Source organism: Aeromonas sp. Y289-2 (assembly GCF_027705925.1).
Classification (GTDB): domain Bacteria; phylum Pseudomonadota; class Gammaproteobacteria; order Enterobacterales; family Aeromonadaceae; genus Aeromonas; species Aeromonas veronii.
On sequence record NZ_JAPDCH010000001.1, the window covers coordinates 128,376 to 150,652 of the forward strand.

Below are 22,277 nucleotides of genomic sequence, written 5' to 3' on the forward strand. Positions count from 1 at the left end.
GCATGGTGCAATCGGGTGGCAGGCAACACACCCTTGATGCGACCACCGGTTAGCCCAGCGACAAACCGGGATCGGCCAGCAGGCGGCGCGCGATGATGAGTCGCATCACCTCGTTGGTGCCCTCCAGAATGCGGTGTACCCGGGTATCGCGCAGATAGCGCTCGAGCGGATACTCGCGGATATAACCATAGCCGCCAAAGAGTTGCAGAGCCTCATCACAGATTCGATAACCCACATCGGTAGCAAACCGTTTGGCCATAGCACACCAGGCACTCTTGTCCGGTGCCCCGCGCTCCAGCTTGTCGGCGGCCTGACGCACCAGCAAACGGGCTGCAGCCAGCTCGGTCGCCATATCGGCCAGGCGAAACTGCACGCTCTGGAATTCGCTGATCGGGTGACCAAATTGCTGGCGCTGCTGCACATAAGCTAGCGCATCGTCCAGCGCCTGCTGGGCGGTGCCCACCGAACAGGTGGCAATATTGATGCGCCCCCCATCGAGGGCCTGCATGGCGAACTTGAATCCTTCCCCCTCTTCGCCCAGCCGGTAGCAGGCAGGAATGCGAACCCCGTTGAAAACAACCTCCCGAGTCGGCTGGCTGTTCCAGCCCATCTTCTCTTCTGCCTTGCCATAGCTCACGCCGGGGGCATTAGCCGGCACCATAAAGGCAGAGATCCCCTTCGCACCTTCACCACCGGTACGGGCCATCACCACCAGCACATCGCTGCTGCCTGCTCCCGAGATAAAGACCTTGGTCCCCTCGATGAGGTAGCTGTCACCCTCGCGCACCGCCCGGGTCTTGAGTGCCGCCGCATCGGAACCCGCCCCCGGCTCGGTGAGGCAATAGGAGCCCAGCAATTCGCCGCTAGCCAGTTTGGGCACCCACTCCTTGGCAACCTCGGTGGGCAACCAGCTACCCAGCATCCAGCTCACCATGTTGTGGATAGTCAGATACGCCGTGGTCGAGGTACAGCCCATGGCGAGGCGCTCGAAGATGAGGCTCGCATCGAGGCGAGGCAATCCCAATCCGCCAAACTGCTCCGGGGTATAGAGACCGCAAAAACCTAGCCCGGCCGCCTGCTTGATGGTCGGGATCGGAAACTCATGCTCCTTGTCCCAGCGCGCGGCATGGGGTTTGAGCGCCTCATCGGCAAAGGCGGCGGCCGCCTCCACATACGCCTGTTGATCATCTGTCAGGGTAAAATCCATCTCGTCTTTCTCTCCCTTGTTGCCCCGCGCTTATTTTCCTGAGTTAGCGCTTTATGACGCGGCGCCCACACACTGGTCATTCGGATCTGCCACTATGGCGCTGTTGTCGTGGTAGCTGCTGACTCTTTCACTACCACCGCTTTATCGACACACAACAGATTAACAATTGATTTACGTTTACGCTAACGTAAACTTGTGGCAAAAGTGAAGTACAAAAATGGACCGACCACTACCAGCCGTAACGCCGAGTCAGCCGGTCGAGCCAACCTTCCTACCCGACTGTCATATCCGCAAGGAGAGCATGGATGCAGATGGATGAGACCCTGAATGCCCTGACCGAACAGGTTGCGGCCTTCTGCCAGAAAGTGATCGCCCCGCGCGCCAGCGAGATCGATCAGAGCAACGCCTTTCCCCGTGATCTCTGGCCCCGGATGGGTGAACTGGGGCTGCACGGCATCACGGTGGTGGAGGAGTATGACGGGGTGAATCTCGGCTATCTGGCCCACGTGCTGGTGATGGAACAGATAAGCCGCGCCAGCGCCTCGGTCGGCCTCTCCTACGGCGCCCACTCCAATCTCTGTATCAATCAGATCCACCGCCACGGCACGGCGGAGCAAAAAGCACGCTATCTCCCCCCGCTGGTGAGCGGCGAGCATGTGGGGGCGCTGGCCATGAGCGAACCGGGAGCCGGGTCCGATGTGGTCAGCATGCGCCTCACCGCGGAGCGCGAGGGCGATCACTTCGTGCTGAACGGCAACAAGATGTGGATAACCAACGGACCCGATGCCGACACCTTCGTCATCTATGCCAAGACAGATACCAGTGCGGGCCCCAAAGGGATTTCTGCCTTTATCGTTGAAGCCGGCACTCCCGGTTTTTCTACCGCCCAGAAGCTCGACAAGCTCGGGATGCGCGGCTCCAGCACCTGCGAGCTGGTGTTCGACAACTGCCGAGTGCCGCAGGAAAACCTGCTGGGCCCCCTGCACGGCGGGGTCAAGGTGCTGATGAGCGGGCTCGATTACGAGCGGGTGGTGCTGGCTGCGGGCCCCCTTGGCATCATGCAGGCCTGCATGGATGTAGTGCTGCCCTATGTGCGTGAGCGCAAGCAGTTTGGTCAAGCCATCGGCGAGTTCCAGCTGGTGCAGGGCAAGCTCGCCGACATGTATACCCGCCTCGCCAGCAGCCGGGCGCTGGTCTACTCGGTGGCGAGCGCCTGCGATCAGGGGCGCACCAGCCGTAAAGATTGCGCCGCAGCCATCCTGTTTGCCGCCGAAAACGCCACCCAGATGGCCCTCGACGCTATCCAGCTGCTCGGCGGCAACGGTTACATCAACGAATACCCCACTGGCCGCCTACTGCGGGACGCCAAACTCTACGAGATCGGCGCCGGCACCTCGGAGATCCGCCGCTGGCTCATCGGCCGCGAGCTGATGGGAGAAAATGCATGAGTCGTATCCACTCCCGCCTCGACACGGCGAGCCCGGAATATGCGGCCAATCGGGCCGCCATGCAGGGGCTGGTCGACGATCTCCACGCCCGCATTGCCGAGATCGCGCTAGGGGGCGGCGCGGCCAACAACGCCCGCCATCAGGCCCGTGGCAAGCTGCTGCCCCGCGAGCGCATCAATCAGCTGCTGGACCCGGGCTCCCCGTTTCTCGAACTGTCGGCGCTGGCTGGCTGGCAGGTCTATGACGAGCCGGTACCCGCCGCCGGTATCATCACCGGCATCGGCCGGGTCTCGGGCAGGCTCTGCATGCTGGTGGTGAACGACGCCACCGTGAAGGGTGGTACCTACTACCCGCTCACCGTGAAAAAACACCTGCGTGCCCAGACCATCGCTGAGCGGCTGCGTCTCCCCTGCCTCTATCTGGTGGATTCCGGCGGCGCCTTTCTGCCGATGCAGGATGAGGTGTTCCCCGACCGGGATCACTTTGGTCGCATCTTCTACAACCAGGCCCGCATGTCGGCCCAGAATATCCCGCAGCTGGCGGTGGTGATGGGGCTCTGCACCGCAGGCGGCGCCTACGTGCCTGCCATGGCGGATGAATCCATCATGGTCAGGGAGCAGGCCACCATCTTTCTGGCGGGTCCGCCGCTGGTCAAGGCCGCCACCGGCGAGGAGATCAGCGCCGAGGCCCTGGGCGGCGCTGAAGTGCACTGTGCCCACTCCGGCGTTGCTGATCATATGGCCCGTGACGATGCCCATGCGCTGGCCATCGCCCGCACGCTGGTTACTCATCTGGGTAACGAGCCGATAGAGAGCAGCCCCGGCTACGAGCCCCCCTGCTACCCGATCGAGGAGCTCTACGGTCTGGTGGGCACCAGTCTCAAACGCCCTTACGACGCCCGCGAACTGATTGCCCGACTGGTGGATGGCTCTGACTTTGACGAGTTCAAGGCGCTGTTCGGCACCACACTGGTGACCGGCTTTGCCCGTATTTGCGGCATGGAAGTGGGTATCCTCGCCAACAACGGCGTGCTGCACAGCGACAGTGCCCAGAAGGGGGCCCACTTTATCCAACTCTGTAACCGGCGTGCCATCCCGCTGCTCTTTTTGCAGAACATCACCGGCTTTATGGTGGGGAGTAGCGCAGAAAAAGAGGGGATCGCCAAGCACGGCGCCAAGCTGGTCACCGCAGTAGCCTGCAGCCGGGTGCCCAAGATCACCCTGATCGTCGGCGGCAGCTTTGGCGCTGGCAACTACGGCATGTGCGGCCGCGCTTATGAGCCCGATTTTCTCTTTAGCTGGCCCAACAGCCGTATCTCTGTCATGGGTGGCGAACAAGCTGCCGGAGTGCTGGTGCAGGTGCGTCGCGACAAGCTGACTGCCGAGGGCAAAGATTTGAGCGAGCAGGAAGCGGCCGCCATCCGTGCCCCGGTGATCGAACAGTATGAGCGCCAGGGTCACCCCTACTACGCCAGCGCCCGCCTGTGGGATGATGGCGTCATTGACCCGGCCCAGAGCCGCACCGTGCTGGCGCTGGCGCTCGCCGCCTGTCAGGGTGCCCACATTGAACCCGAGCAGTACGGCATCTTTCGGATGTAAGGAGCAAACCCATGTCAGATCCACTTACTTCCTCAGCACTTGGCTCTTCAACACAGGGCCCGTTTCGGCTGGAGCGGCACGGCCCGCTGGCCGAGCTGGTGCTGTCGCGCCCGGCCCGCCACAACGCCTTTGATGCCGACCTGATGCTGGGGCTACTCGACTGCCTCGATGATCTGGCCCATCTCCATGGTCACTCACTTGCCGAACGCCCCCACGCCCTGCTGCTGCGGGCAGAGGGCAAACACTTTTGCGCGGGCGCCGACCTCAACTGGATGCGCAATCTGGCCCACGCCGATTTCGAGCACAATCGCGAAGACGCCCGGGTACTGGCGCGGCTGATGCAGACCCTCGACGAGCTCCCCTTCCCCACGGTAGCGCTGGTGCAAGGGGCCGCCTACGGCGGGGCGCTGGGGCTGATCTGTGCCTGCGATCTGGTGCTGGCCAGCGATGATGCCCGCTTCTGTCTCTCCGAGGTGAGCCTGGGCCTGGTACCTGCGGTGATCAGCCCTTACGTGGTGCGTTCCATGGGAATGCGTCAGGCGCGCCGCTACATGCTCACTGCCGAGCCGTTCGATGCCATCACCGCTTGTCGGCTCAACGTGGCACATCAACTCTGCAAGCAGGATCAACTGCTGGCGGAGGGACGGGCGCAGGCCCTTCGTCTGTGCCGCAACGGGCCGGAGGCAATGAAAGAGACCAAACGACTGCTGGCGGCGATAGAAGCCCATCCTTCCCGCCTGCACGAAGAGAAAACCGTCGAGACCATCGCCCGGGTTCGGGTGGGGCTCGAAGCCCAGGAGGGGATGCAAGCCTTCTTCGACAAACGTCCTCCCGCCTGGCGTCCCCGTTTCAAGGATGAGACATGACCCATCACACTCAGATTAAGCGCCTGCTGATTGCCAATCGTGGCGAGATTGCCGTGCGCATCATCAAGACGGCGAAACGCCTCGGCATTCACACCATCGCCCTCTACTCCGATGCCGACGCCCACGCCATGCACACCCGTCTGGCCGATGAGGCCTGGCATCTGGGGCCCGCACCGGCCAGAGAGAGCTATCTCGACACCGGCAAGGTGCTGAAGATTGCCAAAGAGGCGCGCGCCGATGCCATCCATCCCGGTTACGGCTTTCTGTCGGAAAACAGCGATTTTGCCACCGCCTGCGAACAGCGCGGCCTGCGCTTTGTCGGCCCAAGCGGCGCCGCCATTCTCGCCATGGGCGACAAATCGGGCGCCAAGGCGCTGATGCAGTCCGCCGGCGTACCTGTACTGCCTGGCTATCACGGCACGGATCAACGACCGGACTTCTTGCGCGATCAGGCGAGCCAGATTGGCTTCCCGCTACTTATCAAGGCGGCCAGCGGCGGCGGTGGCAAGGGGATGCGCCGGGTCGATCAGCTGGCCGACTTTGACGAGTCGCTGGCGGCAGTCAAACGGGAAGCCAAGGCCGCCTTTGGCGACGATCTGGTGCTGCTGGAGCGCTATCTGCCCCAGGCTCGCCATGTGGAAGTACAGGTCTTTGCCGATAGCCTCGGCAACGCCATCTATCTGGGGGACAGGGACTGCTCCTTGCAGCGACGCCACCAGAAGGTGATCGAAGAGGCGCCCGCCCCCGACATCCCTCCGGCTCTGCGCCGCGCCATGGGGGAGGCAGCCGTGGCCGCAGCCAAAGCCATCCATTATCAGGGGGCTGGCACCATCGAGTTCCTGCTCTGCAAAGATGAGTTCTTCTTTATGGAGATGAACACCCGGCTGCAGGTGGAGCATCCGGTCACCGAAGCGGTGACCGGGCAGGATCTGGTGGCCTGGCAACTGGCCGTGGCAGAAGGCAAGCCGCTGCCACTCACTCAGGAGGAAGTTGTGCTGCGCGGCCATGCGGTGGAAGCGCGCCTCTACGCCGAGGATGTGGCGGCCGGTTTTCTGCCTGCCAGCGGGCCTATCCACTGGCTCCACTGGCCCGTTGGCGTGCGCATCGACACCGGCGTCACCGCTGGCGATGAGGTGAGCCCCTATTACGATCCCATGATCGCCAAGCTGATCGCCCACGGCCAGAGCCGCACCGAGGCGTTCGCCAAACTGGCCGATGCGCTGGCGGCACTGGATCTCGGCCCGCTGGTACACAACGGCACGCTCTTGCTGCGCCTTTGTGAAGAGCCTGACGTCCTGGCCATGGGCCACCATACCCAGTGGCCCATACCCACCACAGCACGGCCCATTCCTGAGCTCGCCTGGCCGCTGGCCACCCTCTGGCTGGCGAGCCGCCCTGCGGGCACCTCCCCCTGGCAGCAAGCCTGCGGATTTCGGCTGGGGCCGGATCGCTGCTGGAAAGCGGCGGTGCGCATCGGTGATGAGCACCGGGTATTGACCCTTAACGATCATGGCGGCCAGTTTGAGTGGCAAGGGGAGACTCATTGCTACCAGAGAGGTGACGATAATATCCGGCTGCAGCAGGGTGGCTGCTGGCAACAGATCCCCATTCAGACGGTCACAGGCCCGGAGGCAACCTTCATCATGACCCTGGCGGGCCAGCGCATCCGTTTCGCGGCCGATGATCGGCAGCACAGCCACCATCATGATCAGACAAACGAGAAGGCGCAGGGCGCCATCGCCCCCATGCACGGCATAGTGGTAGCCGTGCTGATCGAGCAGGGGCAAACAGTCAGCAAGGGGCAACCCCTGCTGGTGCTGGAGGCGATGAAGATGGAACACCAGTTGCGTGCAGAGCGTGACGGGGTAATTGAAGCCCTGCAGTGCAAACAGGGCGAGCAGGTAAGCCAGGGAACCGTGCTGGTGCGCTTTGCCGAAGAGATTGCCACACAGGAGGATCACCCATGAACCGATCACAGGACGTCCGTGACGACAGGGTCAGTCTGGTGGAGATGGGGCCGCGAGATGGCCTGCAAAATGAAGCTGCGCCCCTCTCCCTGGTACAGCGGCTGGAGCTGATCCAGCGCCTTACCGACAGCGGCCTGCAACGCATCGAGGTGGGTGCCTTTGTATCGCCCAAAAAAGTGCCGCAGATGGCGGACTCCGCTGCGCTGTTCGAGGCACTGCCGCGCAAGGGCTCAACCCGTTACGGCGCTCTGGTGCCCAATCTGCAAGGCTTGCAGGCAGCCATTGCCGCCCGCGCCGATGAGATTGGCCTCTTCACCGCCTGCTCCGACGGTTTTACCCGCGCCAATATCGGCATCAGCGTGGAGGAGTCGCTGGTGCGCTTCGCCCCGCTGGTGCAGGAGGCACGCCGCCTCGGCATCAAGGTGCGCGGCTACCTCTCCACCGTCATCGCCTGCCCGTTCGATGGCCCGACCAGCCCGAAACGGGTCGCTGCCATGGCCGAGCAACTGCTGGATCTCGGTTGCCACGAAATTTCGCTGGGGGACACCATAGGCGTCGGCACTCCGGGCACCGTGGCCCCCATGCTGGATGCGGTACTGCACGAGATCCCGGCGGGGCGACTCGCGGTCCATTTTCACGACACCTACGGCCAGGGGTTGGCCAACCTGCTACCCGCGCTGGAGCGCGGCATTCGCACCATCGACTGCTCGGTGGCGGGGCTTGGCGGCTGCCCCTATGCGCCGGGCGCCTCCGGCAATGTGGCGTCAGAAGAGGTGGTCTACCTGCTGCACGGCCTTGGCATGACGACGGGGGTGGATCTCGACAAACTGGCGGCCACCGGCCAGTGGGTGAGCGAGCAGCTCGCTCGCCCCAACGGCTCGCGGGTCGGTCAGGCCCTGCACGCCAATGCCGAGCGGCTGCGTGCCCGCCTCTGCCAGCCACACGCCCAGCAACAGGAGTCATGACCATGTCCCGTTCCCTGCCCGGCAAGGAGATCACCTACAGCATTTCGGAGCTGGCCCACGAGTTCGATGTCACGCCGCGCACCATCCGCTACTACGAGGATGAGGGGCTGCTCACCCCGCTGCGGGAGGGGCAAACCCGCATCTACAGCCATCGGGACAAGATCCGGCTCAAGTTGACCCTGCGCGGCAAACGGCTGGGGTTTAGCCTGGCCGAGATCCGCGAGCTGTTCGATATGTACGACACCGACAAATCGAGCAAAACCCAGCTCCACTCCATGATCCAGCTGATCGAGGCAAAACGCGGCGCCCTGCGCCAGCAACTGGAGGATATCCAGATGGTGATGGCCGAGCTGGAAGCCGCCGAACAGCGCTGTGTTAATTCCCTTAACAGCTTGAAAACTGGCGCAGATTAACCGAATCTGGGAGCATGCTTTTGCCTTGGGGATCCCATGAGATATTGGTGCTGGTTTTTGCTCTTGTTCAGCCTCTCTGGCTGGAGCCATCCCCTCATCAAGGTTGGTGGATACCCCTATGCCCCCTTTGTGGTCAAACTCCCCGATTCCCGCTATGAAGGGCTGACTCTGGAGCTTATCGACCAGCTCAATGCCGTGCAGAAAGAGGTGACCTTCGTCTTTGTTCCCACCTCGGCCGCCAACCGTTACAAGGCGCTCGATCTGGGCCGTTTCTCGCTGATGCTGTTTGAAGACACCAAGTGGGGCTGGGACACCGATAAATTCAAGATGACAACCCCCTTCCTCGGTGGTGGCGAGGTCTATGTGGCCCTGAACAAAGCGGGCCGGGATCAGCGCTTTTTTGACGATCCTGCCAGCCATCACCTCATCGGGGTGACCGGCTATCACTACGGTGTCGGCCAGTTCAATGCCGATCCCCTCTACCTGCAGCGCAAGCTCAATATCACCCTGGTCAAAGACAACGTCAGCGCCCTGCAAGCGCTACTCAAAGGGCGCGGCGAGGTAGCCATTCTCAACGTTTCGTACCTTAACCAGTATCTGCAGGCCAATCCCGACACAGCCGACCAGCTGCTGATCTCGCAAAAATGGGATCAACAGTATCAACACCGCGCCATCCTTCACCCTGCGGCCCCCATTACCCCTGCCCAGCTGGAACAGTGGCTGGCAGTGCTACAACAAAAGGGTGAACTGGATCGCCTTTGGACAAAGTACGGCGTACAACAGCACGCAACCCCATGATTACTATCCAGCTTTTCTGTACCATGGCGGGAACCAAATGGGAGTGCACCAAATGAACACCACCGAGCCCGCGTCCCCCAAGCTCCGCTTGCTGCGCTACCTTGCCTACGCTTTCCTGCTGTTTCTTATCCTGATCACTCTGCTGCTGTGGCAAACCCCCCGTCTAGTCCAGCGCTATCTGCCCGGCTGGCTGGCTGAGCACTATGGCCTGCAACTGACGCTGGGGGAGATTGACGTAGGAGTCCGCACCCCATCTCTCACCCTCGGCGCGACTACCCTGCTCGATGCCAAACAGCAGCCTATCGTCCGTTTTGAGCAGCTCTTTATCACCCCCGACCTGCAAGCCAGCTGGCAGCAGAAAGGGGTCGTGCTTTCCGCCGTCACCCTGACCAAACCCGTGGTGCTGCTGCAACGGCTGGCAGACAAAAAGGGGGAGGTTCGACTCAATCTGACCGATGCGCTGGCGACCCTGCTCGCCCCTTCGCCCTCCCCCGAGCCCGAAACAGCCAGAGCCCCGCTGCTGGTCGACATTGCAAGTGTCAATGTCACTGACGGGCATGTGCGCTATCAGGATCAGCGCAAGGAGAGCGAACCCGGCTGGTTGCCGCTCCTCAATCTGGAGAAAGTGACCCTCAAGCTCGATAACCTGCGCACCGAGGCAAATCACCCGACCGCCTATCAGCTGAACGCCGCCATCAACGGCAAAAGCAGCCTCGCCGCTCACGGCAAACTCGATGTGATGAGCGGCATGGGTCAGGGCAAGGTGAGCCTCAAGCAGGTCGAGCTGAAACCCTTCGCCCCGCTCTGGGCACCCTATCTCAAGCTGGATCTGGCCAAGGGCCACGCCAATGCAGAGGTGGAGTACCAGCTTAAAGAGGGCAAGCAAGGAGTGCTGTGGCAATTGTCCAAAGGCAAGCTGACGCTAGACAACTGGCAGCTTAAAAAACACAAGGGCGACGAATTTGCCCGCTTCGGCCAGTTGGCCCTTAGCGAGCTGGCAGTCGATGGCCAGAAACAGTCGCTCCAGATCGGCAAGGTGACCCTGCAACAGCCCCTGCTCAAGGCCACCCTCAACCCACAGCAGGAGCTGGATCTGGCTGACTTGCTGATTGAACAGGCCCCCGCCAAGCCCGTCAAAGGGGCCCACGCCGCAAACGAGGTGGCCAACAATGCGGCGCCCAAGTCGGCACAACAAGCAAAGACAGCCGGTAACGGCAAGAAGCATGCGCCAGACAAACCCTGGCAGTGGCAGATCAAGCAGATCCTTATCGACAAGGGCGATCTCACCCTCACCGAATCGAGCAGCGGCAAACCGCAGGCACGCCAGCTCTCCGGCCTCAAGCTGGCGTTGGGGCCACTGGGCAGCAAGGGGGAGCAACCGAGCAAACTGACTCTGGCCACCCAGTTCAACCAGAGCAGCCCCCTCGCCTTTGATGGCCAACTGACCCTGACTCCTTTCACCTTAAGTGGCGACATCAACCAGCAGGGGCTGCCCCTGACGCTGGCACAGCCCTATCTAGCCGATCTGGTACGCATTAAGGTGCAAAACGGGCTGCTGAGCAGCAAGACCCGCCTTGATCTCGCCACCACCGCCCAGGGAGATCTGAGCAAGCTGACCCTGCAAGGGGGGCTCGATATCAACGGGCTCAAAGTAGTCGATCGGGCAGACAATCAGCGGCTGCTGGAGTTCAACACCCTGGCTCTCACCGGTCTGACGTACGACGGCATCAGCCAGCAGATGCGGATCAAGGACATTGCTCTGAACAAGCCCTTCGCCCGCATCGAGATCAACGAAGATGGCACCACCAACCTGCAACAGCTGCTGTTGCCGCAACCAGCGGCAGCAAAAAGTACTGAAGCAAAGGCAGGCAGCAAGGCTCCCGACTTTCGTTTCACCATCGACCAGCTGCGCACCGAGCAGGGCAACCTGCGCTTTGCCGATCGCAGCCTGAGCCAAGATTTTGTGGCCGATATCGCCTCGCTGGGCGGCCAAAGTCGCCATATCAGCAATATTCCGGGGCAACGCTCCGATCTCGCCTTCAACGGCAAGGTGGATCGCTATGCGCCAGTGACCATTCGCGGCGGTACCAACCTGCTGGTGGCCAACCCGATCCTCGACATCGCGGTCGCTTTCCACAATCTGGAGCTCACCACCTTCACCCCCTATTCGGGCACCTATGCCGGTTATGCCATCGACAAGGGGCAGCTCTCCATGAAGCTGCACTACAAGCTGGAGGGCAATCGGCTGGAGGGGGATAACGACATCACCATCAAGAAGCTGCAACTGGGCGAGAAGATCAAGAGCGATCAGGCCAAGGATCTGCCGCTGGGGCTAGCCATCGCCCTGCTAAGCGATGCCAACGGGGTGATACAGATGAACCTCAAGGTGAAGGGCGATCTCGATCAACCGGACTTCAGCATCGGCAATATCTTCTGGGATGTGCTGGGCAACACCCTGAGCAAGGCGATCACCTCCCCCTTCTCCCTGCTCGCCTCGCTGGCCGATGGCACCGAAGATCTCGACGAACTTCCCTTCCTGCCGGGGGATCCCGATCTCACCCCCACCCAGCAGGAGAAACTGGTCAAGCTGGCGCAGGCCCTTAAGGATAGACCCAAGCTCAGCATGAACATTCGCGGCAAGGTCAACTTCAACGAGGAGCGCCCCATCCTGCAACGGCAAAAGCTGGAGCGGGTACTGGCCAAGCTCACCGGCAATCAGGCGGATCTCGACCTGCTGGAGCAGGACTCAGCCCTGCAAGAGGCGCTGGCCCAGGCCTATGAAGAGCGCTTTGGCGAAGATCTGGATGATCTGGCGGACCGCCTCCATCTGGATGAAGAGAGCGCGGCACTGCGGGCCCAGGCGGTGATCCTGCTGCGGGATCAGCAGCTCATCACCGCCAAATCCCTGCGCAATCTCGCCATGCGCCGGGCGCAAAATACCAAGGAGTTTCTGGTCGACAGCCAGGGGATCGCCCCGGAGCGGCTGTTCGTGCTCGACAGCCAGGTCAAGGAAGAGGACAAGGAAGCCAAAGTGATCCTGACACTGGATCAGTGACGCCGCCGCACTTCGTAAAAGCGTAATAAAAATACAACCCCTCAACTATTTTGACACTTTTTGCTCACCAAACAGCCTGCCTTGGTGAGCATTTGGCCTCTGATGCAAATAATCACGTAGTTTTTTTACGATTTATCCCCCTTGCCCCCTTGCGGGCGCGCCGCAGCCTGCCTAAAATCGCGCGTCTTTTGTTAACCCCCACCTCTATTTTTGGAGAACGCCACGTGAGCGAAAAATTGGCCAACCCTGCCCCTCTGGGTCTGATGGGTTTCGGTATGACCACCATCCTGCTGAACATCCATAACGCAGGTTTCTTCCCCATCAGCGCCATGATCCTGGCCATGGGCCTGTGCTACGGCGGCATCGCCCAGATCATCGCTGGCATCATGGAGTACAAGCGTGGCAACACCTTCGGTGTGACCGCGTTCACCTCCTACGGCCTGTTCTGGCTGAGCCTGGTGTTCCTGCTGATCATGCCGACCATGGGTCTGGCCGAAGCCACTCCGCACGCCTACATGGGTTGGTATCTGCTGATGTGGGGCATGTTCACCCTGTTCATGCTGGTTGGTACCATCAACTACCCGCGCGCCAAGCAGTTCGTGTTCGCCTCCCTGACCGTGCTGTTCTTCCTGCTGGCCGCCCGTGACTTCACCGGCAGCACCCTGATCGGCACCATCGCCGGTTTCGAAGGCATCATCTGTGGCGCCAGCGCCATCTACCTGGCCATGGCCACCGTGATCAACGAGCAGTTCGGCCGCACCGTGATGCCAATCGGCGATCACAAGAAAGCCGCCGCAGTACAGCTGAAAGCCGCTGCCTGATAGGCAAGCCACTCAGATTGTGAAAAAGGCACCCTCGGGTGCCTTTTTGCTATTTCGCAAAGCTGACGTTCCTGCGCACACATTTTCCCTTTTCAGCCCTACATCCGGATATCCGTCTCTAGCTATTCGGCACTCCTGACACACCCATTTGTGGATATATCCATCAACTAAATAAGGCTCTCACGGGCCACCACAAGGGATGCAGTTTGTTATTCGGTATGAAGCCGTATGACCACTCCCTTTTGTTGGCAACTGTCAGGTGAATACCATCTCCATACAAGTAATTTAAATCAAAGTGCCGACCAAGTTATCGGTACTTTTATCTCCCTATGTAAGTTAAAAATTCACTGCGGCGTTAAATCTAATATCCCAGAGGTCAAGGTCCTGACGCCCGATACTGTAATAACCGGTGATAACTTCAAAACGCTGATGACGCTGAGGGGCTACCGCCAGTGCAATCCGTACAGATCCACTCCACGGAGTCGTACTTTCCATTGTCAGATTTTCATTCAGGATCTGACCATCATTGGGACGCTCAATATCATAACGAACCCCAAGACGCAGGGCCGGTATAATTTGAACACCATCGGTTGTGGTGAAAATACGACTGATATCCCCTGATGCTTCACTGGTGGCATATTCAAAAGAGTTTTCATTAACCCGCAATGTCACGTTATAAATCTGGTTTGCATAAGGCAATGAGCCTGTGTAATCAAACGCATCGGATTTATTGTGACTGTAAAAGAGGGCAAGCTTGGGCCGCAGCAGATATTCACCAACATCGTAGCCACCGGTCAGGTTGGCTGAGATCAACCCGGTCGTTGTCTTGAAACTCCCTTTAAGGACATCGAGTTCGGTATCGTTATCAGTTCGTCCCCATGCAGCCCAGCCATCCAGCAGCCAGTGCGTATCTAGCCTATAGCCGCCATATGGCCCAACAAAGAAGCTGTCCCCCTCATTTCGTACCGAACTGCCAAACGTGCCAAGAGAGGTTTTGCTATTGGCAAATGCAATACCGCCCAGCCCGTCTTTACCAAGGGATCTGTGTATACCGATCAAAAAGCTGTTGGCATGTCCGGATGTGTCTATCTCGTTACGATCATCGGAGACTCCGGTATGGCGTACATCAGTCCATACCTGCCACAACCCCTTTTGACCGGCAATATCTTCAAATTGGTCAAGCCCGACAACGACACGATCTGAAATACTGAGGGAGCCGCTCAAATAGCCCATCAAGGCATCTGCACTGATACTGGTCACAATATTGCGGATCGGGTCACTCCCACCACCGGTGCCACCACCACTACCACCATTGCTGCCATCCCCCCCGCCGGTTCCGCCACCAGTTCCACCATTGCCGCCATCCCCACCTCCAGTTCCGCCACCAGTGCCACCGTTACTATCTCCCCCATCGATCGGGGGAATATTTGGAAATACCGGATTGTTCTGGTTTCTCGAATCGAGGAAGCAGTTGAAAGAACCATCCGCATTGAGGAGATCCAGTTTGTGAGTCCCGTTAAGGTCATCAAGTACTACAGGTGAGACACTCAGGTGCAACGACGAGCGGTTTGCATTCCAACTATCGATTTCAGATACCCCGGGAGCAGAGAGGCGAAAATTACCCCCGGAACCTGGACTTGAAAGCCATAGTGATACCGAATTGTCAGCCGAACGCCCAAGAAACTCTAGATGCTGCCCCGGTTGCCTGTTCGGGCAATCCGCCGCCCATGCTGTTGGCAAGCAGATACTGGTAAGGCAGCCAATTCCCAAAATACGTGAAATCATTATGTCCTCCTGACACTACGTTATCTCACTGACATCCTTGCATAACTTTTAGCATTACCCACTAACAGGTCACTCGATGCAATGGGTAAAGGAACAAATCAATCTGACAAGTTCAAATCGCAGACTATTTTAGTATCCACACTGTTTCTGATCTCCTGTAATAAAATTTGTTTAGCGCCTGAATCGCGATGATTGATTAAATCAAACCACTTTAAAACCCATAAAAAATGCCGCCCATCGGGCGGCACTTTTATTAGAGATAACGGGCTAACAGGAATTACCAGCCGGTTACTTCGCGCAGGGCCTTGCCGATATCGGCCAGGGAGCGGACGGTTTTCACGCCAGCATCTTCCAGCGCGGCAAACTTCTCGGCGGCGGTACCCTTGCCACCGGAGATGATGGCGCCAGCGTGGCCCATCCGCTTGCCGGGAGGGGCAGTAACACCCGCGATATAGGAGACCACCGGCTTGGTGACGTGGGCCTTGATATAGGCGGCCGCGTCTTCCTCGGCGTTGCCGCCGATCTCGCCGATCATCACGATCGCTTCGGTCTGCGGGTCGTTCTGGAACATCTCCAGAATGTCGATAAAATTGGAGCCCGGGATGGGGTCGCCACCGATACCGACACAGGTGGACTGGCCAAAGCCCTCGTCAGTGGTCTGCTTGACCGCTTCGTAGGTCAGGGTGCCGGAGCGGGAGACGATGCCCACCTTGCCCGGCTTGTGAATGTGGCCCGGCATGATGCCGATCTTGCATTCACCTGGGGTGATAACGCCCGGGCAGTTGGGGCCGATCATCCGCACGCCGGTCTCTTGCAGCTTCACTTTGACATCCAGCATATCCAGCGTCGGGATGCCTTCGGTGATGGTGACGATGAGCTTGATACCCGCGTCGATCGCTTCCAGGATGGCATCCTTGCAGAACGGCGCCGGCACATAGATGACGGAGGCGGTGGCGCCGGTAGCTTCGACCGCGTCACGGACGGTGTTGAACACCGGCAGGCCCAGATGGGTGGTGCCGCCCTTACCCGGAGAGACGCCGCCCACCAGCTGGGTGCCATAGGAGAGCGCCTGCTCGGAGTGGAAAGTACCCTGACCGCCGGTAAAGCCCTGGCAGATGACTCGGGTGTCCTTGTTGATCAGTACGCTCATCAGTTGGCCTCCGCTGCTTTGACGACTTGCTGCGCGGCATCGGTCAGACTCTTGGCCGCAATGATGTTGAGGCCGCTCTCGGCCAGCTTGATACCACCCAGCTCGGCGTTGTTGCCTTCCAGACGGACCACGACGGGCACCTTGACCCCCACTTCCTTGACCGCACCTATGATGCCTTCCGCGATCATGTCGCAGCGCACGATGCCGCCAAAGATGTTGACCAGCACCGCTTTGACGTTGCTGTCGGAGAGGATGATCTTGAACGCCTCGGTTACGCGTTCCTTGGTGGCGCCACCGCCGACGTCAAGGAAGTTGGCCGGCTTGCCGCCGTGCAGGTTGACGATGTCCATGGTGCCCATGGCCAGACCCGCGCCGTTGACCATGCAGCCGATGTTGCCATCGAGGGCCACATAGTTGAGCTCCCACTGGGCGGCGTGCGCTTCGCGGGGGTCATCTTGTGACGGGTCGTGCATCTCGCGCAGCTTGGGCTGACGATACAGTGCGTTGGCATCGATATTGATCTTGCCATCCAGGCAGTGCAGGTTGCCCTGCGCGGTGATCACCAGCGGGTTGATCTCCAGCAGCGCGAAATCGCAATCCAGGAACATCTGGCCCAGACCCATGAAGATCTTGGTGAACTGTTTGATCTGATCGCCGACCAGACCCAGTTTGAAGGCCAGTTCGCGGGCCTGATAGGCCTGCGGACCCACCAACGGATCAATGGCCGCCTTGTGGATCAGATGGGGGGTTTCGTGGGCGATCTTCTCGATGTCCACGCCACCTTCAGTCGAGGCCATGAAGACCACGCGGCGCGAACCACGGTCAACCACGGCGCCCAGGTAGAGCTCTTTGGCGATGTCGGTGCAAGATTCCACCAGGATCTTGGTGACCGGCTGGCCGTTGGCATCGGTCTGGTAGGTCACCAGATTTTTGCCAAGCCAGTTCTGGGCAAAAGCACGGATCTCATCCTTGCTCTTGGCCACTTTCACGCCGCCCGCTTTACCGCGGCCACCGGCGTGTACCTGGCATTTGACGACCCAGGTATTGCCGCCAATCTTGTCGGCCGCTTCGGCTGCTTCTTGTGGGGTAGCACAGGCATAACCTTCGGAGACCGGCAGGCCATACTCGGCAAACAGCTGTTTTGCCTGATATTCATGCAGATTCATAGATGCTCTATCCGTGTTGTAGGTATTTCCGTCCGGGGCTGGTGTTTCTCAATCCCCTGTGAATGGGGGCCTGGGCGGCCCCTCGTTATCTTTCAATCGCTCGGGTATTACTCAAACGTCCAGCAGCACATTCGGCTCGGGGCGCAAACCCCTTGCCCGGGTGCCACGGGCTTAGACGTCCAGCAACAGACGGGTCGGATCTTCCAGCAGCTCCTTGACGGAGACCAGGAAGCCTACCGATTCGCGTCCGTCGATGAGACGGTGATCGTAGGAGAGCGCCAGATACATCATCGGCAGGATCTCGACCTTGCCGTCAACGGCCATCGGGCGATCCTGGATCTTGTGCATCCCCAGAATGGCGCTCTGGGGCGGGTTGATGATCGGGGTGGACATCAGGGAGCCGAACACGCCACCGTTGGTGATGGTGAAGTTGCCGCCTGTCAGTTCATCCACGGTCAGCTTGCCGTCACGGCCCTTGCCCGCCAGATCCTTGATGGCCTTCTCGATGTCCGCCAGGCTCATGTTGTCGCAGTCGCGCAGCACCGGCGTCACCAGACCACGGGGGGTAGAGACGGCGATGCTGACGTCGAAGTAGTTGTGGTAAACCACGTCATCGCCATCGAGCGCCGCGTTCACTTCCGGATAGCGCTTGAGGGACTCCACCACCGCCTTCACGTAGAAGGACATAAAGCCGAGCTTGATGCCGTGCTTCTTCTCGAAGATCTCGCCGTACTGCTTGCGCAGATCCATGATGGGCTTCATGTTGACCTCGTTGAAGGTGGTCAGCATGGCGGTGGTGTTTTTCGCTTCCAGCAGACGCTCGGCAATGCGCTTGCGCAGACGGGTCATCGGTACCCGCTTGTCGGTACGACCACCCAGCGGGGCAACCTTGGCTGCCGGGGCTGCAGTTGCGACCGGTGCGGCTGCCGCAGGCTGGCTCTTGGCCTTGATGAAGGCTTCCACATCATCCTTGGTGATGCGACCGCCCTTGCCGGTACCGGTCAGCTTGGTCACGTCGATGTCGTGCTCGCCAATCAGGCGGCGCACCGAGGGGCTCAAGCCATCGGCACCATCATCGGCCACCGCTTCAGCGGGTTTCTCTTTGGTCTCTTCACCGGCCACCGGGGCGGCGGTGAGGATGGCAATCAGTTGACGGGACAACACGGTCGCCCCTTCCCCTTGCAGAATATCCCCCAGCACACCGGCTTGCGGTGCCGGCACTTCCAGCACCACCTTGTCGGTCTCGATGTCGACCAGCACTTCGTCACGGGCGACCAGATCGCCCGGTTTTTTGTGCCAGGTGGCGATAGTGGCATCGGCCACTGATTCCGGCAGATCCGGTACCTTGATTTCGATAGTCATCCAATCAGTTCCTTTTTACTTCTATGCCAGAGGCTTTACAGGGTAAGGGCATCTTCCACCAAGGCTTTTTGCTGCTTGGCGTGGACAGACATGTAACCGACGGCCGGTGAGGCGGACGCCGGACGACCGGCATAACGCAGGGTGGCTCCGGCTGGCAGCACGCCATCGTAGTGGTGACGGGTGCAGTACCAGGCGCCCTGGTTCTGCGGCTCTTCCTGACACCAGACAAAGTCGGTGACATGGCTGTACTCGGCCAGAATGGCGCGCACTTCCTCTTCCGGGAAGGGGTAGAGCTGCTCAATTCGCACCAGTGCCACATCTTGCTGCTCGGCCTTGCGACGGGCATCGAGCAGGTCGTAGTAGACCTTGCCGGAGCAGAAGACCACCCGCTTGACCGCTTTCGGATCCAGCGCATCGATCTCGCCGATGGCGTTCTGGAAGGTACCTTCCGCCAGCTCTTCAAGCTTGCTCACCGCCAGCGGATGGCGCAGCAGGGATTTGGGCGTCATGACGATGAGCGGACGGCGCATCGGGCGCACAACCTGACGACGCAGCATATGGAACACCTGCGCCGGGGTTGAGGGCACGCACACCTGCATGTTGTGCTGGGCGCACATCTGCAGATAACGCTCCAGACGGGCGGAGGAGTGCTCCGGGCCCTGCCCTTCGTAACCGTGCGGCAGCAGCATGGTCAGGCCGCACATCCGGCCCCACTTCTGCTCGCCTGAGGAGAGGAACTGGTCGACCACAACCTGGGCACAGTTGGCGAAGTCGCCGAACTGGGCTTCCCAGATGGTGAGGCCAGCCGGCTCGGCGCTGGCGTAACCATATTCAAAGGCCAGTACCGCGTTCTCGGTCAGCACAGAGTCATACACCTCGAACGGGCCCTGCTCATCGTGCAGGTTGCACAGCGGTGTATAGGTGCTGGCATCGGTCTGGCTGTGCAGCACGGCGTGGCGGTGGAAGAAGGTGCCACGGCCGGAGTCTTCACCGGTAAAGCGGATGCGGGACCCCTTGTCCACCAGAGTGGCGTAGGCCAGGGTCTCGGCAAAGCCCCAATCCACCAGCTTCTCGCCAGCGGCCATCAGACGTCGGTCTTCGTAAATCTTCTCGACCTGACGCTGCAGCACGTGGGTCGCCGGATACTGGCTCACCCGTTCGCCGAGGCTCTTGAGGTGATCCATCGGCACGGCACTCTCATAGGCCATGTTCCAGTCGTGGCCCAGATAAGGGGTCCAGTCGACGGAGTGCAGCTCCATCGGCCGCCACTCCTTGCTCACCCGCTCGCCGCGATCCAGCGCTTCACGATACTCGTTGACCAGTTCGGTCGCCCGCTCCTGAGCGAGGCTCCCCTCGGCCACCAGCTGATCGGCGTAGATCTTGCGCGGGGTCGGGTGCTGCTTGATCTTCTGGTACATCAGCGGCTGGGTGGCGCTCGGCTCGTCCGCTTCGTTGTGACCGTGACGACGGTAGCAGACCAGTTCGATCACCACGTCGCGTTTGAAGGTGTTGCGGTAATCCAGTGCAATCTGGGTCACCAGCACCACAGCCTCCGGATCATCCCCGTTGACGTGCAGCACCGGCGCCTGCACCGCCTTGGCGATGTCGGTGCAATATTCGGTAGAACGCAGGTCACGAATATAGGAGGTGGTGAAACCAACCTGGTTGTTGATGACGATGCGCACCGTCCCGCCGACACCATAGGCGCGGGTCTGGGACATGTTGAAGGTCTCGGCCACCACGCCCTGACCGGCCATGGCCGAGTCACCGTGAATGGTGATGGGCAGCACGCTGGAGCCATCCTTGTCACCGCGACGATCCATACGGGCACGGACCGAGCCGATGACCACAGGGTTGACGATCTCGAGGTGGGAGGGGTTGAAGGCGAGCGCCAGATGGACGTTGCCACCCGGGGTGGCGAAGTCGGAGGAGAAGCCCATGTGGTACTTCACATCACCGGTACCCCAGGATTCGCCATGCTTGCCGGCAAACTCGTCGAACAGATCCTGAGCGCGCTTGCCCAGTACGTTGATCAGCACGTTGAGACGACCGCGGTGGGCCATACCGATAACGGCCTCTTTGCAGCCCTGCTCACCGGCGCGACGGATCAACTCCTTGAGCATGGGGATCATGGCGTCGCCACCTTCCAGCGAGAAGCGCTTGGCTCCCGGGAACTTGGCGCCCAGATATTTCTCCAGCCCTTCGGCGGCAGTCAGGCTCTCGAGGAAACGGGTCTTCTCTTCGAGGGTGTAGCTCCCCTTCCCCTCAATGGATTCGAGACGCTGTTGCAGCCAGCGCTTCTCTTCCGTGGAGGTGAGGTGCATGTAGTCGGCGCCGATGGAGCCGCAGTAGGTCTTCTTCAGCGAGGCGTAGAGGTCGGAGAGCACCATGGTCTCGCGACCGATGGCGTAGGAGCCCACATTGAAGGTGGCCTCCATGTCTGCGCCCTGCAGGTTGTGGAACGCAGGATCCAGTTCGGCAACGGTTTCACGCTGCCACAGGCCCAGCGGGTCCAGATTGGCATTCTGGTGGCCACGGAAACGGAAGGCGTTGATCAGCTGCAATACCCGCACCTGCTTGGCATCCACTTGCGGATCAGAGACGGGGGCACTGTAGCGAGAGGGATCCTTGGCCAGACGACGGAAATAATCGCGGACCTGGGAGTGGGGTTGTTCAACCGCATGGCCATTGACCTGGGGCAGCTCGCTAAACAGGCTGCGCCACTCGTCGGACACGGAGTCAGGATTTTCCAGGAAGGATTCGTACAAATCCTCGATATAGCTTGCATTCGCACCAGCCAGGTGAGATGACTCCAACCAGGCCTTCATCACGCCGTTATGCATTTCTATCCCTTGTACTTCTTGTTACTGCTGCGCAGCTTGTAGGGGTCAAATAGCCATCCTGCCACGGGTGGGATGGCTATCCAGAGGTCGGGCCAGCACCTGGCCGGCCCTGATACTAAACAGCCCGATTGAGCAACATCGACTTGATCTGACCAATCGCCTTGGTCGGGTTCAAGCCTTTCGGACAGACGTTCACGCAGTTCATGATGCCATGGCAGCGGAACACGCTGAATGCGTCGTCCAGATTCCCCAGTCGTTCGGTGGTCGCGGTATCGCGGCTGTCAGCCAGCCAGCGGTAGGCGGCGAGCAGCCCGGCCGGACCGATGAACTTGTCGGGATTCCACCAGAAGGAGGGGCACGAAGTGGAGCAGCAGGCACAGAGAATGCACTCGTACAGGCCGTCAAGCTTGGCGCGCTCTTCGGGGGATTGCAGGTGCTCACGCACCGGCGGCAACTTGTCATCATTGATGAGGAAGGGTTTGACCTTCTCCCACTGGGTGTAGAACTGGGTCATGTCGATCACCAGATCACGGATCACCGGCAGGCCGGGCAAGGGGCGGATAACGACGTTATTGCCCTTCTTCAGCAGGTCGGAGAGCGGGGTGATACAGGCAAGACCATTCTTGCCATTCATGTTGAGACCGTCTGATCCACAGACCCCTTCGCGGCAAGAGCGGCGGAAGGCGAGCGTGGGATCCAGCTCTTTCAACTGGATCAGTGCGTCGAGCACCATCATGTCGGAACCTTCAGGAATATCAAGACGATATTCCTTCATATGGGGGACGTTATCAACATCCGGATTGTATCTGTAGACAGAGAATGTGACGTTCATT

General features: G+C 60.2%; 16 protein-coding genes. 9 read left to right on the forward strand and 7 right to left on the reverse strand.

Features of this window, described 5'->3' with window-relative positions; all coding sequences use genetic code 11:
* Positions 1-49 precede the first annotated feature (49 nt).
* Complete coding sequence (locus OKC43_RS00600; protein ID WP_270658750.1) at positions 50-1,207, reverse strand: acyl-CoA dehydrogenase family protein; 1,158 nt, start codon at positions 1,205-1,207, stop codon at positions 50-52.
* A gap of 305 nt (positions 1,208-1,512) precedes the next feature.
* On the opposite strand from OKC43_RS00600, the gene OKC43_RS00605 reads away from it, so the two are divergent.
* From OKC43_RS00605 to OKC43_RS00645, 9 genes are all read left to right on the forward strand, one after another.
* Complete coding sequence (locus OKC43_RS00605; RefSeq protein WP_144712818.1) at positions 1,513-2,655, forward strand: isovaleryl-CoA dehydrogenase; 1,143 nt, start codon at positions 1,513-1,515, stop codon at positions 2,653-2,655.
* Positions 2,652-4,253 (forward strand): carboxyl transferase domain-containing protein, encoded by a 1,602-nt coding sequence (locus tag OKC43_RS00610; protein WP_270658749.1) that lies wholly within the window; start codon positions 2,652-2,654, stop codon positions 4,251-4,253. The genes OKC43_RS00605 and OKC43_RS00610 overlap by 4 nt, the downstream gene beginning before the upstream one ends.
* Before the next feature lie 11 nt (positions 4,254-4,264).
* Entirely contained in the window at positions 4,265-5,119 is an 855-nt protein-coding gene (locus tag OKC43_RS00615) for an enoyl-CoA hydratase-related protein (RefSeq protein WP_270658748.1), read from the forward strand.
* Positions 5,116-7,086, forward strand: a complete 1,971-nt coding sequence (locus OKC43_RS00620; RefSeq protein ID WP_270658747.1) for an acetyl/propionyl/methylcrotonyl-CoA carboxylase subunit alpha — start codon at positions 5,116-5,118, stop codon at positions 7,084-7,086. Before OKC43_RS00615 ends, OKC43_RS00620 begins: the two co-directional genes overlap by 4 nt.
* Positions 7,083-8,051, forward strand: coding sequence for a hydroxymethylglutaryl-CoA lyase (locus OKC43_RS00625; protein ID WP_270658746.1), 969 nt, complete (start codon positions 7,083-7,085; stop codon positions 8,049-8,051). The genes OKC43_RS00620 and OKC43_RS00625 overlap by 4 nt, the downstream gene beginning before the upstream one ends.
* A gap of 2 nt (positions 8,052-8,053) precedes the next feature.
* A complete protein-coding gene (locus OKC43_RS00630) occupies positions 8,054-8,464 on the forward strand; it encodes a MerR family transcriptional regulator (protein ID WP_005336945.1) in 411 nt (136 codons plus the stop codon).
* Between the two features lie 36 nt (positions 8,465-8,500).
* Entirely contained in the window at positions 8,501-9,262 is a 762-nt protein-coding gene (locus tag OKC43_RS00635; RefSeq protein WP_270658744.1) for a substrate-binding periplasmic protein, read from the forward strand.
* A 52-nt stretch (positions 9,263-9,314) separates the two neighbouring features.
* Positions 9,315-12,317, forward strand: a complete 3,003-nt coding sequence (locus OKC43_RS00640; protein ID WP_270658743.1) for a DUF748 domain-containing protein — start codon at positions 9,315-9,317, stop codon at positions 12,315-12,317.
* 224 nt (positions 12,318-12,541) lie between these two features.
* Positions 12,542-13,138, forward strand: a complete 597-nt coding sequence (locus OKC43_RS00645; RefSeq protein WP_005336948.1) for an acetate uptake transporter — start codon at positions 12,542-12,544, stop codon at positions 13,136-13,138.
* A gap of 336 nt (positions 13,139-13,474) precedes the next feature.
* Here the strand turns inward: OKC43_RS00645 and OKC43_RS00650 are convergent, their stop codons facing one another.
* The 6 genes from OKC43_RS00650 to OKC43_RS00675 all read right to left on the reverse strand — a co-directional run bounded on the left by OKC43_RS00650 (position 13,475) and on the right by OKC43_RS00675 (position 22,276).
* A complete protein-coding gene (locus OKC43_RS00650; protein WP_270658742.1) occupies positions 13,475-14,923 on the reverse strand; it encodes an autotransporter outer membrane beta-barrel domain-containing protein in 1,449 nt (482 codons plus the stop codon).
* Between the two features lie 277 nt (positions 14,924-15,200).
* Positions 15,201-16,073, reverse strand: coding sequence for a succinate--CoA ligase subunit alpha (sucD, locus tag OKC43_RS00655; protein ID WP_005333542.1), 873 nt, complete (start codon positions 16,071-16,073; stop codon positions 15,201-15,203).
* Positions 16,073-17,239, reverse strand: coding sequence for an ADP-forming succinate--CoA ligase subunit beta (sucC, locus tag OKC43_RS00660; protein ID WP_005361097.1), 1,167 nt, complete (start codon positions 17,237-17,239; stop codon positions 16,073-16,075). Before sucC ends, sucD begins: the two co-directional genes overlap by 1 nt.
* A gap of 171 nt (positions 17,240-17,410) precedes the next feature.
* Positions 17,411-18,601, reverse strand: a complete 1,191-nt coding sequence (gene odhB, locus OKC43_RS00665) for a 2-oxoglutarate dehydrogenase complex dihydrolipoyllysine-residue succinyltransferase (RefSeq protein WP_005333546.1) — start codon at positions 18,599-18,601, stop codon at positions 17,411-17,413.
* Positions 18,602-18,636: 35 nt separating this feature from the next.
* Positions 18,637-21,444 (reverse strand): 2-oxoglutarate dehydrogenase E1 component, encoded by a 2,808-nt coding sequence (sucA, locus tag OKC43_RS00670; protein ID WP_270658741.1) that lies wholly within the window; start codon positions 21,442-21,444, stop codon positions 18,637-18,639.
* Positions 21,445-21,559: 115 nt separating this feature from the next.
* Positions 21,560-22,276, reverse strand: coding sequence for a succinate dehydrogenase iron-sulfur subunit (locus tag OKC43_RS00675; protein ID WP_005333549.1), 717 nt, complete (start codon positions 22,274-22,276; stop codon positions 21,560-21,562).
* Position 22,277: the final 1 nt, after the last annotated feature.